This window comes from Streptomyces sp. TG1A-60 (genome assembly GCF_037201975.1).
GTDB lineage: Bacteria > Actinomycetota > Actinomycetes > Streptomycetales > Streptomycetaceae > Streptomyces.
This window is the reverse complement of sequence record NZ_CP147520.1, coordinates 6,257,620-6,270,895: the sequence shown is the minus strand read 5'-3', so window position 1 is coordinate 6,270,895 and position 13,276 is coordinate 6,257,620. Positions and strand designations below refer to the sequence as shown.

Here is a 13,276-nt window from a genome sequence, read left to right as displayed (position 1 = left end):
CCGGGCCGCCCCGGTGACCGTCACAGCCGCTCGATGATCGTCACGTTGGCCTGCCCGCCCCCCTCGCACATCGTCTGGAGCCCGAACCGGCCGCCCGTGCGCTCCAGTTCGTGCAGGAGGGTCGTCATGAGCTTGGCGCCCGTCGCGCCCAGGGGGTGTCCGAGGGCGATCGCGCCGCCGTTGACGTTGACCCTCTCCGGGTCGGCTCCCGTCTCCTTCAGCCACGCCAGCACGACGGGCGCGAAGGCCTCGTTGATCTCGACGAGGTCGATGGCGTCGAGGGGGAGGCCGGTCTTCTTCAGGGCGTACGCGGTCGCCGGTATGGGGGCGGTGAGCATGCGGATGGGGTCCTCGCCGCGTACGGAGAGGTGGTGGACGCGGGCGCGCGGGGTGAGCCCGTGTTCCCGTACGGCCCGTTCGGAGGCGAGGAGCAGCGCGGCGGCGCCGTCGGAGACCTGGGAGGAGCAGGCGGCGGTGACGGTGCCGCCGTCGATGACCGGCTTCAGGGCGGCCATCTTCTCCAGGGAGGTGTCCCGGCGCGGCCCTTCGTCGGCGGTGACGTCCCCGTAGGGCACGGTCTCGCGCGCGAAGCGGCCCTCGTCGACGGCCCGTACGGCCCGCTGATGGGACCGCAGCGCGTACTCCTCCTGGTCGCGGCGGCTGATGCCCCACTTCGCGGCGATCATCTCGGCGCCGGCGAACTGGTTCACGGGCCGGTCCCCGTACCGTGCCCGCCAGCCCTCGCTGCCCGCGAACGGCCCGTCGGTGAGCCCGAGGGGAACGGCGGCCTGGCGGGAGGCGAAGGCGATGGGGATCATCGTCATGTTCTGGACGCCGCCCGCGACCACCAGGTCCTGGGTGCCGGAGAGCACGGCCTGGGCGGCGAAGTGAACGGCCTGCTGGGAGGAGCCGCACTGGCGGTCGACGGTCGTGCCGGGCACCTCCTCGGGCAGCCCGGCGGCCAGCCAGCTGGTCCGGGCGATGTCACCGGCCTGCGGTCCGACGGTGTCCAGGCAGCCGAAGACGACGTCCTCCACGGCTGCCGGGTCCACACCGGCGCGCGAGACGAGCGCCTTGAGCGCGTGGGCGCCCAGGTCGGCGGGGTGCACCCCGCCGAGCCCTCCCCCGCGCCGCCCGACGGGTGTACGGACCGCTTCGACGATGTAGGCCTCGGCCATGACGACTCCCCTGCGCTTCGATGGGTCAGGTGCGTACGGCGATCCCGTCCAGCACCATCGACAGGTACTGCCGGGCGATCTGTTCCGGGCTGTACCGTCCGCTCGGCCTGTACCAGGACGCGGCGACCCAGACGGTGTCGCGCACGAACCGGTAGGTGACCCTCGTGTCGAGGTCGGCCCGGAACTCTCCCACGGCGACCCCGCGCTCCAGCGTGGACAGCCAGGTCTTCTCGAACTTCAGCTGCGACACCTCCAGGAACGCGAACCGGCGCTCCTGCGCGATCAGTTGCTTCGCCTCGTTCTGGTAGATCGCGACGGCGGCCCGGTGCCGGTCGATCGCCCGGAACGACTCGGTGACCAGAGCCTGGAAGGTTTCCCCGGGGCCCAGTCCGGCGCCGAGCACCGTGTCGTACTGGTCCCAGAGTTCGTCGAGGAAGGTCCGCAGGATCTCCTCGAGCATCGCGTCCTTGGAGTCGAAGTAGTAGTAGAGGCTGCCCGCGAGCATGCCCGAGTTGTCCGCGATCCTGCGTACGGTCGTGGCGTTGTAGCCCTGCTCGGCGAAGACCGCGGCGGCGATGTCGAGGAGTTCCCGACGGCGGGCGGGAGCGGCGGGCCCGGTGGTCACCTGGGGCTTCTTCTTGGTCGGCACGCTGTCCATTGTCCTAGGGGTGCTGGTTGCTGACGGACACGGCCTCGCCCGTCATGTACGAGGAGTAGCCGGACGCCAGGAACACGATCACGTTGGCGACCTCCCAGGGTTCGGCGTACCGCCCGAGGGCTTCCCGCGCGGTCAGCTCCTCCAGCAGCTCGGGGGTGGTGACCTTCACGAGGTGGGGGTGCATGGCGAGGCTCGGCGAGACGGCGTTGACCCGCACCCCGTACTGGGCCGCCTCGACGGCGGCGCACCTGGTCAGCGCCATCACGCCCGCTTTGGCCGCCGCGTAGTGCGCCTGTCCGGCCTGGGCACGCCAGCCGACGACGGAGGCGTTGTTGACGATCACGCCGCCACCGCTCGCGCGCATCAGCCTCAGGGCGGCCCGGGTGCACCGGAACGTGCCGTTCAGGGTCACGTCCAGCACCTTCGACCACTGTTCGTCGGTCATGTCGACGAGGTGCGACGTGCCGCCGAGGCCCGCGTTGTTGACGACGACGTCGAGTCGTCCGTGCAGCCGGACGCCCGTGTCGAACAGTGTCCGCACCTGCTCCTCGTCGGTCACGTCGCACGGCACGGCCCCGACGGACTCCGCCCCGAACTCTCCGGCCAGCTCGGCCTCGTACTCCTTGAGCCGCCGGGCGTGGGCGTCGCTGACGAGCACGCGCGCGCCCTCCTCCAGAAAGCGCCGCGCGGTCGCCCCGCCGATACCCGCGCCGGCCGCCGCGGTGATCACGGCGGTGCGTCCGCGGAGCAGCCCGTGGCCGGGGACGTAGGCCGGACTCTCGACGTCGGTCATGGCGGCACGTTAACCTACCAAACACTTGTTAGGGAAGCCGGAGAGCGTTTGGCAGGCAGGACACCAAACGTTCGCCGGGGGCAGTCAAACGTTTGCTGGACCGGTCAGACGTCTGTCAGGCAAGAAGGGTGACCCGTGGACCTCGCCCATTCCCCCGCCGACGAGGCCTTCCGCGCCGAGGCGCGCGCCTGGCTGCGCGCCCATGTCCCGCCCGAACCGCTCCCTTCCCTGGAGACCGAGGAGGGCTTCGCCGCCCACCGCGCCTGGGAGGCCGAACTGTCCGCCGGCCACTGGTCGGTGGTGAACTGGCCGACGGCGTACGGCGGCCGTGACGCGGGGCTGCCGCGCTGGCTGATCTTCGAGGAGGAGTACTTCGCGGCCGGCGCCCCGGGGCGCGTCGGCCAGAACGGCATCAGCCTCCTCGCCCCCACCCTCTTCGACCACGGCACGGCCGGGCAACGGGCCCGCGTGCTGCCGCCGATGGCCTCCGGCGCGGTGGTCTGGGCCCAGGCCTGGTCGGAGCCCGAGGCCGGGTCCGACCTCGCCTCCCTCACCTCCCGGGCCGTGCGCACCGACGGGGGCTGGCGCTTGAGCGGGCAGAAGACCTGGTCGTCACGCGCCGCCTTCGCGGACCGGGCGTTCGGCCTGTTCCGCAGCGAGCCGGGCACGCCGAAACCCCACCAGGGGCTGACGTACCTGATGTTCGACCTGCGCGCACCGGGCGTGACGGTCCGCCCCATCGGCCGCCTGGACGGCAAGCCGGCCTTCGCCGAGCTCTTCCTCGACGACGTGTTCGTACCGGACGAGGACGTCATCGGCGAGCCCGGCCGGGGCTGGCACATCGCGATGTCGACCGCCGGCAACGAGCGCGGTCTGATGCTCCGCTCCCCCGGCCGCTTCCTGGCCGGTGCGAACCGCCTGTTCGAGCTCTGGCAGGCACGGGGCCGTCCCGCCGCCGAGCATGACCGCGTGGCCGACGCGCTGATCGGTGCCCGCGCCTACGAGCTGTTCACCTACGCGAGCGCCTCCCGCTTCCTCGACGGCGAGGCACTCGGCCCCGAGTCCAGCCTGAACAAGGTCTTCTGGTCCGAGTACGACATCGCCCTGCACGAAACGGCACTCGAACTGCTCGGCGAGGAGGGCGAGTCGGCGGACACCGACTGGTCCGAGGGGTACGTCTTCTCCCTCGCGGGCCCGATCTACGCCGGTACGAACGAGATCCAGCGCGACATCATCGCCGAACGCCTCCTCGGCCTGCCGAAGGGCCGGCGCTGATGCGTTTCCTCCTCGACACCGAGCAGCGGGCGTTCGCCGCGTCGCTGGACGCCATGCTGACGGCCGCCGACACGCCGTCGGTCGTACGGGCCTGGGGGCGGGGCGAGCACGAGGCCGGGCGTGCGCTGTGGTCCCGGGTCGCCGAGGCCGGCGTCTTCGCGCTGGCGGCGCCCGAGGCGTACGACGGGGTGGGCCCCCTGCCCGTCGAACTGGCCGTCGCGTTCGTGGAGTTGGGGCGGCACGCGGTGCCGGGCCCGCTGGTGGAGACGGTGACGGCGGCGGTTCTCCTGGCCGCGCTCGACGATCCGGGCCCGGCCGAGCGCATGCTTCCGGCCCTGGTGTCCGGGAAGGCGATGGCCACCCTCGCGCCTGAGGGGTCGTACGCGCTGGACGGCGACGCGGCGGCGATGCGCCTGTCGCTCGACCCGGACACGGGCGACTTGCGCCTCTCCCCCGGCCACGGCGCGATCCGCCCCTCCCTGGACCCGGCCCGCCGCCTGACCCCTCTCTCACCCGGCGGCGAACTCCTCGCCACGAACCCATCAGCCGTCGCCCAAGCCCTCACCCGGGCCCGTCTCGCGGTGGCCGCCCAGGCCCTCGGCGTCGGCCTCGCCCTCCTGGACCGGACGGTGGCGTACGTCGGGCAGCGCACCCAGTTCGGCGTACCCACAGGCTCCTTCCAGGCGGTGAAGCACCGGCTGGCCGACGCGAAGGTGGCCCTGGAGTTCGCGCGTCCCCTGGTCCTCGGTGCGGCCGTCACCCTGGACCCGGCGGACGTGGCAGCCGCCAAGGTGGCGGCCTGCGAGGCGGCGTACACCACCGCGCGCACCGCCCTCCAGCTGCACGGCGCGATCGGCTACACGGCGGAGTACGACCTGTCGCTGTGGCTGACCAAGGCCCGAGCGCTGCGCACGGCCTGGGGCGGCCCGGCCGAGTGCCGAACCGTGGTCCTCGGTGACGGTGGTCGCCGCCGGTGAGCCCGCTGTTACGCCTCGGTCGTCGGCGTCGGGACGCCGGCCCGGACTCGGCGCGGACGGGACGCGTGCGGAACCGGTCGACGACCCACGCGTCACCGGACGATTTCCCGGGCCCGCGCCCCCGCCAGCCAACTCGGGAACTCCCCCAACAGGCGGTCGTACAACTCCGCGTCGGAGACGGCTCCCGGATCCGAACCGGCATGGAAAAACCCGGCGTTGTCGACGACCCGCTTCCCCGGCACCGCCAACTCGTCGAGCCCGCGCAGGAAGTCGAACTGCTTGCTGTCCGGATCACCGAAGCCGATGAACTGCCAGAACAACGGCAGCCTCGCCGCCTTGCACACATACCGTTCGGCGGCGAGCTTGCTGGTCGGCCCACCGTCCGTCTGGAACACCACGAAGGCCGGGTCCCCGGCCGCGCGGTCGAGGTAGTGGTCGATGACGGCGTCCATCGCCAGGTGGTAGTTCGTCTTCCCCATGTGCCCCAGCCCGGACACGATGCGCTCGATCCGGCCGTGGTGGTCGGCGAGGCCGATCTCCGTGACGGCGTCGACCCCGGTGGAGAAGAAGACCACCGGCACACTCCCGTCGTCGTCGAACTGCGCTGACAGTCCGAGCACACGATCGGCGAGGGCCTGCACACTGCCGTCCTTGTAGTACGGCCGCATGGAGCCACTGTGGTCGACCACGAGGTAGACGGCGGCCCGCTGCCCTTTCAGCCCGTGTTTGTCGAGGGAGATTCCGGCGGCCTCGTAGAGACCGACGAGCGCGGGCGCGGTTTCCCGCACCTTGCTGAGGCTGATCGCGGGCATGCGGGGGCCCTCCTGGCGTGCGGGGCGGTATATCGGTGGGAGGCCGAGATTACGGGGTCACGGCGGTGCCGTGGCGGAGTTGCTTCCACCACGGCACCCCCCGAACCCCTGCCACCCGGCTGTTCGCTATTTTGTTCGCCGCCGTCCCCACCGGCTCGTCATCAGCCCCACACCCACAAGGAGCCGGCCGTGGAACCCGAGTCCCCGTCGTCGTCCGAGCCCGCCGTCAGCACCTGCTACCGGCATCCGAGCGTGGAGTCGTACGTCCGCTGCACCCGTTGCGAGCGGTTCATCTGCCCGGACTGCATGCGGGACGCGGCCGTGGGCCACCAGTGCCCGGAGTGTGTGAAGGAGGGCGCGCGGGCGGTCCGTCAGGCCCGCACGGTCTTCGGCGGCCGGATCTCGACGGTGCCGCTGGTGACGTACGTCCTGATCGGCCTGAACGTCGTGGCCTACGTCGCCGAACTGCTCCGCCCGGAGATCGTGGACGGCTTCGCGATGCTGGGCCGGGGCCTGGCCGGCCCGGACGGCCTCCGCTACGTCTGGCAGAGCGCCTATCCGGCCGGCTTCCAGGCTGAGGGCGTGATCGACGGCGAGTGGTACCGCCTCCTCACCGGCGCCTTCCTCCACATCCCGCCCACCGAGGGCACCTTCGGCATCCTCCACATCGTGATGAACATGGTCACGCTGTGGAACGTCGGCCGGATCGTCGAACTGCAGCTCGGCCGCGCCCGCTACCTGAGCCTGTACCTGCTGTCCGCCCTCGGCGGCTCCGTCCTCGTCCTCCTCCTCGCCCCCGACACCAGCACGGTGGGCGCCTCCGGCGCGATCTTCGGCGTCTGCACCGCGTACTACGTCCTGGCCCGCCGGTTGGGGGCCGATCCGAGCGGGATCAACCGCTTCATGGCCGGCCTGCTGGTGTGGCTGGTCATCTCCGCGGTGGTCACCTCCTGGCAGGGGCACCTCGGGGGGCTGCTGACAGGCGGGGCCGTGGCGCTCGCGTTCGCGTACGCGCCCCGGGACCGGCGGCGGGTACTCGTGCAGGCGGGGGCGTGCGTGGCGGTGTCGGCCCTGTTGGTGGTGCTGGCAGTGGGGAAGGTCTCGGCGATGACGGGCTGAGCGGCCCCCGCGGCGCCCGCACATGCGACGGCGCCTGCCCAGTCGTCCGGTCGGGGACTGGCGGGCAGGCGCCGTCTGTGTTCCGTACGCCGTTGTACGGGACGTGTGGAGGGTGACCCTCAGGTCACCGTGCTGAACCTCTCCGAACCTCTGGCCCGAAGGCCCTCTGGCCCGAAGGCCCTCTGAGCCGTCAGGCCATCAGGGCGCGGTCCGTGGGACGGATCGGTGCGGGCAGGTCGCTCGCGCCCGTGAGGAAGCGGTCGCAGCCACGGGCCGCCGAGCGGCCTTCCGCGATCGCCCACACGATGAGCGACTGCCCGCGGCCGGCGTCACCGGCCACGAAGACACCCGGCACGTTGGTCTGGAAGTCGGCGTCGCGGGCGATGTTGCCCCGCTCGTCGAGCTCCAGGCCGAACTGCTCGACCAGGCCGTTCTCGCGGTCGGTGCCCGTGAAGCCCATGGCGAGGGTGACCAGCTGGGCGGGGATCTTGTGCTCCGTGCCCGGCTTCGGGGTCAGCCTGCCGTCGATGAACTCGACCTCGGTGAGGTGCAGCCACTGGACGTTGCCGTCCTCGTCGCCCTCGAAGTGGGTGGTGGAGACGGAGTAGACCCGCTCGCCGCCCTCCTCGTGGGCCGAGGTGACCTTGTAGAGCATCGGGAAGGTCGGCCAGGGCTGGGAGACCGGGTCACGGTCGTCGCCGGGCCTGGGCATGATCTCCAGCTGCGTGACGGAGGCCGCGCCCTGGCGGTGGGCGGTGCCCACGCAGTCCGCGCCCGTGTCGCCGCCGCCGATGACGACGACGTGCTTGCCCTCGGCCGTGATGGGGGGCGCCACGAAGTCGCCCTCCTGGACCTTGTTGGCCAGGGGCAGGTACTCCATGGCCTGGTGGATGCCGGTCAGCTCGCGGCCGGGGACCGTGAGGTCACGGGCCGTGGTGGCGCCGGCCGCGATGACGACGGCGTCGTACCGCTTCTTCAGGTCCGTCGCCTTGAGGTCGCGGCCGATCTCGATGCCCGTACGGAAGCGGGTGCCCTCCGCGCGCATCTGCTCGGTACGGCGGTTGATGTGCCGCTTCTCCATCTTGAACTCGGGGATGCCGTAGCGCAGCAGACCGCCGACGCGGTCGGCGCGCTCGTACACGGCGACCGTGTGGCCGGCCCGCGTCAGCTGCTGCGCCGCCGCCAGGCCCGCCGGGCCCGAGCCGATGACCGCGACCGTCTTGCCGGACAGGCGCTCCGGGATCTGCGGCGCGACATCACCGCTGTCCCACGCCTTGTCGATGATCGAGACCTCGACGTTCTTGATGGTGACGGCCGGCTGGTTGATGCCGAGGACACACGCCGACTCGCACGGAGCGGGGCACAGGCGGCCGGTGAACTCCGGGAAGTCGTTCGTCGCGTGCAGCCGCTCCGACGCCGCCTCCCAGTCCTCGCGGTAGGCGTAGTCGTTCCACTCGGGGATGAGGTTCCCGAGCGGACAGCCGTTGTGGCAGAACGGGATGCCGCAGTCCATGCAGCGGCTGGCCTGCTTGCTGATGATCGGCAGCAGGGAGCCGGGGACGTAGACCTCGTTCCAGTCCTTCAGGCGTACGTCGACGGGGCGGGACCTGGCGACCTCGCGCCCGTGGTTGAGGAAGCCCTTCGGGTCAGCCATTGATCGCCGCCTCCATCATCTTCTCGGTGATCTCGGTCTCGGAGAGACCGGCCTGCTCGGCGGCGGCCTTGGCGGCGAGCACAGCCTTGTACGTACTGGGGATGATCTTGCTGAAGCGCTCCACGGCGACGGGCCACTCGGCGAGCAGCTTCTCGGCGACCGTCGAGCCGGTCTCCTCGGCGTGGCGGCGCACCACGTCGTGCAGCCACTGCTTGTCGTCGTCGGACAGGGCCTCGACGGCGCCCACGTTGCCGGCGTTGACGTTGTCGCGGTTCAGGTCGATGACGTACGCGATGCCGCCCGACATGCCGGCCGCGAAGTTGCGGCCCGTCTCGCCGAGGACGACCGCGTGGCCGCCGGTCATGTACTCGCAGCCGTGGTCGCCCACGCCCTCGGACACCACCAGGGCACCGGAGTTGCGGACACAGAACCGCTCGCCCGTACGACCGCGCAGGAACAGCTCGCCGCCGGTCGCGCCGTAGGCGATGGTGTTGCCCGCGATCGTCGAGTACTCGGCGAGATGGTCGGCGCCCCGGTCGGGACGGACGATCACACGGCCGCCGGAGAGGCCCTTGCCGACGTAGTCGTTGGCGTCGCCCTCCAGGCGCAGCGTGACACCGCGCGGCAGGAACGCGCCGAAGGACTGGCCCGCCGAGCCCGTGAAGGTGATGTCGATGGTGTCGTCGGGCAGACCGGCGCCGCCGAACTTCTTCGTCACCTCGTGGCCGAGCATCGTGCCGACCGTGCGGTTGATGTTGCGGACCTTGACCTGGGCGCGGACCGGCTGGGCGTCGGTGGCGTCCGAGGCGGCGAGGGCGTCGCCGGCGAGCTTGATCAGCTCGTTGTCGAGCGCCTTCTCCAGGCCGTGGTCCTGCTCGATCACCTGGTGGCGGACCGCGCCCTCGGGCAGCTCGGGCACGTGGAACAGCGGCTCCAGGTCCAGGCCCTGTGCCTTCCAGTGGTTCACCGCGCGGGTCACGTCGAGCGTCTCGGCGTGGCCGACGGCCTCCTCGATGGAGCGGAAGCCCAGTTCGGCGAGGATCTCGCGGACCTCCTCGGCGATGAACTCGAAGAAGTTCACGACGTACTCGGCCTTGCCGACGAACCGGTCGCGGAGCGTCGGGTTCTGCGTGGCGATGCCGACCGGGCAGGTGTCCAGGTGGCAGACGCGCATCATGACGCAGCCGGAGACGACCAGCGGCGCGGTCGCGAAGCCGAACTCCTCGGCGCCGAGCAGCGCGGCGATGACGACGTCACGGCCGGTCTTCAGCTGGCCGTCGGTCTGCACGACGATGCGGTCGCGCAGGCCGTTCAGGAGCAGTGTCTGCTGGGTCTCGGCGAGACCGAGCTCCCAGGGGCCGCCCGCGTGCTTCAGCGAGGTGAGCGGGGAGGCACCCGTACCGCCGTCGTGGCCGGAGATGAGGACGACGTCCGCGTGCGCCTTGGACACACCGGCCGCGACCGTGCCGACGCCGACCTCCGAGACAAGCTTGACGTGAATCCGCGCCTGCGGGTTCGCGTTCTTCAGGTCGTGGATCAGCTGGGCCAGGTCCTCGATGGAGTAGATGTCGTGGTGCGGCGGCGGGGAGATGAGGCCGACGCCCGGCGTCGAGTGACGCGTCTTGGCGACCCACGGGTACACCTTGTGGCCGGGCAGCTGACCGCCCTCACCGGGCTTGGCGCCCTGGGCCATCTTGATCTGGATGTCGTCCGCGTTGACCAGGTACTCGGAGGTCACGCCGAAGCGGCCGGAGGCGACCTGCTTGATGCTGGACCGGCGCGCCGGGTCGTACAGGCGCTCGGCGTCCTCACCGCCCTCACCGGTGTTGGACTTGCCGCCCAGCTGGTTCATGGCGATGGCGAGGGTCTCGTGCGCCTCCTGGGAGATGGAGCCGTACGACATGGCGCCGGTCGAGAACCGCTTGACGATCTCGGAGACCGGCTCGACCTCGTCGACGGGGATCGGCGCACGGCCCTCGCCCGCCTTGAAGCCGAACAGGCCGCGCAGCGTCATCAGGCGCTCGGACTGCTCGTTCACGCGGTCCGTGTACTTCTTGAAGATGTCGTAGCGGCGCGTACGCGTGGAGTGCTGGAGGCGGAAGACCGTCTCCGGGTCGAACAGGTGCGGCTCGCCCTCACGGCGCCACTGGTACTCGCCGCCTATCTCCAGGGCACGGTGGGCCGGCGCGATGCCGCTGACCGGGTACGCCTGGGCGTGGCGGGCGGCTACCTCCTTGGCGATGACGTCGATGCCGACGCCGCCGATCTTGGTGGCCGTGCCGTTGAAGTACGTGTCGACGAACTCGTCCGAGAGGCCGACGGCCTCGAAGACCTGGGCGCCGCGGTAGGAGGCGACCGTGGAGATGCCCATCTTGGACATGACCTTCAGGACGCCCTTGCCGAGGGCGTAGATCAGGTTGCGGATCGCCTGCTCGGCCTCGATGTCCGACAGGAACGTTCCGGCGCGGACGAGGTCCTCGACGGACTCCATCGCCAGGTACGGGTTGACGGCCGCGGCGCCGAAGCCGATGAGCAGGGCGACGTGGTGGACCTCGCGGACGTCACCGGCCTCGACCAGCAGGCCCACCTGGGTGCGCTGCTTGGTGCGGATGAGGTGGTGGTGGACGGCCGAGGTGAGCAGCAGCGACGGGATCGGCGCGTGCTCGGCGTCCGAGTGGCGGTCGGAGAGGACGATCAGCCGGGCGCCGTTGTCGATGGCGGCGTCGGCCTCGGCGCAGATCTCCTCGATGCGCGCGGCGAGGGCGTCACCGCCGCCGGAGACCCGGTAGAGACCGGAGAGCGTGGCGGCCTTCATGCCGGGCATGTCGCCGTCGGCGTTGATGTGGATGAGCTTGGCCAGCTCGTCGTTGTCGATCACCGGGAAGGGCAGGGTGACCGAGCGGCAGGAGGCGGCCGTGGTCTCCAGGAGGTTGCCCTGCGGGCCGAGGGAGGAGCGCAGCGAGGTCACGAGCTCCTCGCGGATGGCGTCCAGCGGCGGGTTGGTGACCTGCGCGAACAGCTGGGTGAAGTAGTCGAAGAGCAGACGCGGGCGGGAGGACAGCGCGGCGATCGGCGAGTCCGTGCCCATGGAACCGATGGGCTCGGCGCCGGCCTTGGCCATCGGCGCGAGGATGACGCGCAGCTCCTCCTCGGTGTAGCCGAAGGTCTGCTGGCGGCGGGTGACCGAGGCGTGCGTGTGCACGATGTGCTCACGCTCGGGCAGGTCGGAGAGCTCGATCTCCCCGGCCTCCAGCCAGTCCGCGTACGGCTGCTCGGCGGCGAGGCCGGCCTTGATCTCGTCGTCCTCGATGATGCGGTGCTCGACGGTGTCGACGAGGAACATCCGGCCGGGCTGCAGCCGGCCCTTGCGGACGACCTTGGCGGGGTCGATGTCGAGGACGCCGACCTCGGAGCCGAGGACGACGAGGCCGTCGTCGGTGACCCAGTAGCGGCCGGGACGCAGGCCGTTGCGGTCGAGGACCGCGCCGACCTGCCTGCCGTCGGTGAAGGTGACACAGGCCGGACCGTCCCAGGGCTCCATCAGCGTGGAGTGGAACTGGTAGAAGGCGCGGCGGGCCGGGTCCATGGAGTCGTGGTTCTCCCACGCCTCCGGGATCATCATCAGCACGGAGTGCGGCAGGGAGCGTCCGCCGAGGTGGAGCAGTTCCAGGACCTCGTCGAAGGACGCCGAGTCGGAGGCGTCCGGGGTGCAGATCGGGAAGATCCGCTCCAGCTTCTCGGCCGGGCCGAACAGGTCGGAGACCAGCTGGGACTCGCGGGCCACCATCCAGTTGCGGTTGCCCTTGACGGTGTTGATCTCGCCGTTGTGCGCGACGAAGCGGTACGGGTGGGCGAGCGGCCAGCTCGGGAAGGTGTTCGTGGAGAACCGGGAGTGCACGAGTGCGATCGCGGAGGCGAAGCGGCGGTCGGACAGGTCCGGGAAGAACGGCTCCAGCTGGCCGGTGGTCAGCATGCCCTTGTAGACGATGGTCCGCGCGGAGAGCGAGGGGAAGTAGACGTCGACCTCGCGCTCGGCGCGCTTGCGCAGCACGAAGCTCTTGCGGTCGAGGTCGATGTCCGTGGCGGACGCGGCCGTGCCGTCGGTGACGAAGACCTGACGGAAGGCGGGCATCGTCGAGCGGGCGGTGGCGCCGAGCAGCTCGGGGGCGACGGGCACCTCGCGCCAGCCGAGGACGGTCAGGCCCTCCTCGGCCGCGATGGCCTCGATGCGGGCGACGGCGTCCTCCGTGCCCTCCTCGGGCAGGAAGGCGGTACCGACGGCGTACGAGCCGGCCTCGGGCAGCTCGAACCCGGCCACCTCACGGAAGAACGCGTCGGGGACCTGGGAGAGGATGCCGGCGCCGTCACCGGAGTCGGGCTCGGAGCCGGTGGCACCGCGATGCTCCAGGTTGCGCAGAACCGTGAGCGCCTGCTCGACCAGCGCATGGCTCGCCTCGCCGGTGAGGGTGGCCACGAAGCCGACGCCACAGGCGTCGCGCTCGTTGCGGGGGTCGTACATACCCTGCGCAGCAGGGCGAGCATCCATGAACGACCACTTCTGGCCATTCGCGGAGTGCTGGGACGGCTGGCGCGGCGTACGCATCGGCTCTCCCGTCGTCGTCATCTGGCATATGCAAAGTGCCGAGGGACGACGCTGGCCCTCTGCGTAAAGTGCAAAATTTCGTGCAGATTACATGATGGAACGATTCTCGGGAAGCGGATACTTCGTCCCAACATGCGGACGCCACAGGTGCGGAGGGGGTACTGCGCACGGTGGCGCACTCAAGGGGGAGTCGACCGGACAGATCGG

9 protein-coding genes are annotated in these 13,276 nt (G+C 71.0%); 3 read left to right on the top strand and 6 right to left on the bottom strand.

The features are described 5' to 3' along the window. Positions 1–20: 20 nt before the first annotated feature. The 3 genes from WBG99_RS27285 to WBG99_RS27275 are packed head-to-tail and all read right to left on the bottom strand — an operon-like array spanning position 21 to position 2,629. Positions 21–1,178, bottom strand: a complete 1,158-nt coding sequence (locus tag WBG99_RS27285; RefSeq protein ID WP_338898835.1) for an acetyl-CoA C-acetyltransferase — start codon at positions 1,176–1,178, stop codon at positions 21–23. 25 nt (positions 1,179–1,203) lie between these two features. Continuing rightward, the gene (locus WBG99_RS27280; RefSeq protein WP_338898834.1) at positions 1,204–1,827 is read right to left on the bottom strand and encodes a TetR/AcrR family transcriptional regulator; all 624 of its coding nucleotides are present in this window, start codon (positions 1,825–1,827) and stop codon (positions 1,204–1,206) included. Positions 1,828–1,840: 13 nt separating this feature from the next. Continuing rightward, a complete protein-coding gene (locus WBG99_RS27275; RefSeq protein ID WP_338898833.1) occupies positions 1,841–2,629 on the bottom strand; it encodes an SDR family oxidoreductase in 789 nt (262 codons plus the stop codon). A gap of 135 nt (positions 2,630–2,764) precedes the next feature. Here WBG99_RS27275 and WBG99_RS27270 point away from each other — a divergent pair, with 135 nt between their 5' ends. Beyond that, positions 2,765–3,904, top strand: a complete 1,140-nt coding sequence (locus WBG99_RS27270; protein ID WP_338898832.1) for an acyl-CoA dehydrogenase family protein — start codon at positions 2,765–2,767, stop codon at positions 3,902–3,904. Next, positions 3,904–4,881: an acyl-CoA dehydrogenase family protein gene (locus WBG99_RS27265; RefSeq protein WP_338898831.1), complete on the top strand. Its 978-nt coding sequence runs from the start codon at positions 3,904–3,906 to the stop codon at positions 4,879–4,881. The genes WBG99_RS27270 and WBG99_RS27265 overlap by 1 nt, the downstream gene beginning before the upstream one ends. Positions 4,882–4,973: 92 nt before the next feature. Here WBG99_RS27265 and WBG99_RS27260 read toward each other — a convergent pair whose 3' ends face one another. After that, positions 4,974–5,693: a VWA domain-containing protein gene (locus tag WBG99_RS27260; RefSeq protein WP_338898830.1), complete on the bottom strand. Its 720-nt coding sequence runs from the start codon at positions 5,691–5,693 to the stop codon at positions 4,974–4,976. Positions 5,694–5,882: 189 nt separating this feature from the next. Between WBG99_RS27260 and WBG99_RS27255 the strand changes: the two genes are divergently transcribed. Further along, on the top strand, positions 5,883–6,812 hold the full coding sequence (locus tag WBG99_RS27255; protein WP_338898829.1) for a rhomboid family intramembrane serine protease: 930 nt from the start codon (positions 5,883–5,885) through the stop codon (positions 6,810–6,812). Between the two features lie 190 nt (positions 6,813–7,002). Here WBG99_RS27255 and WBG99_RS27250 read toward each other — a convergent pair whose 3' ends face one another. Together WBG99_RS27250 and gltB are read right to left on the bottom strand one after the other, a co-directional pair. Next, positions 7,003–8,466 carry a glutamate synthase subunit beta gene (locus WBG99_RS27250; RefSeq protein ID WP_338898828.1) on the bottom strand — a complete coding sequence of 488 codons (1,464 nt, stop codon included), beginning with the start codon at positions 8,464–8,466 and terminating at the stop codon, positions 7,003–7,005. Then, positions 8,459–13,069 carry a glutamate synthase large subunit gene (gene gltB / locus WBG99_RS27245; RefSeq protein ID WP_338900508.1) on the bottom strand — a complete coding sequence of 1,537 codons (4,611 nt, stop codon included), beginning with the start codon at positions 13,067–13,069 and terminating at the stop codon, positions 8,459–8,461. Before gltB ends, WBG99_RS27250 begins: the two co-directional genes overlap by 8 nt. Between the last annotated feature and the right edge of the window lie 207 nt (positions 13,070–13,276).

What these genes read in the sequence shown, in the direction of transcription:
- WBG99_RS27265 (WP_338898831.1), top strand. Translation starts at nt 3,904, where the DNA reads ATGCGTTTCCTCCTCGACACCGAGCAGCGGGCGTTCGCCGCGTCGCTG.
- gltB (WP_338900508.1), bottom strand. Translation starts at nt 13,069, where the DNA reads ATGCGTACGCCGCGCCAGCCGTCCCAGCACTCCGCGAATGGCCAGAAG.
- WBG99_RS27250 (WP_338898828.1), bottom strand. Translation starts at nt 8,466, where the DNA reads ATGGCTGACCCGAAGGGCTTCCTCAACCACGGGCGCGAGGTCGCCAGG.
- WBG99_RS27285 (WP_338898835.1), bottom strand. Translation starts at nt 1,178, where the DNA reads ATGGCCGAGGCCTACATCGTCGAAGCGGTCCGTACACCCGTCGGGCGG.
- WBG99_RS27275 (WP_338898833.1), bottom strand. Translation starts at nt 2,629, where the DNA reads ATGACCGACGTCGAGAGTCCGGCCTACGTCCCCGGCCACGGGCTGCTC.
- WBG99_RS27260 (WP_338898830.1), bottom strand. Translation starts at nt 5,693, where the DNA reads ATGCCCGCGATCAGCCTCAGCAAGGTGCGGGAAACCGCGCCCGCGCTC.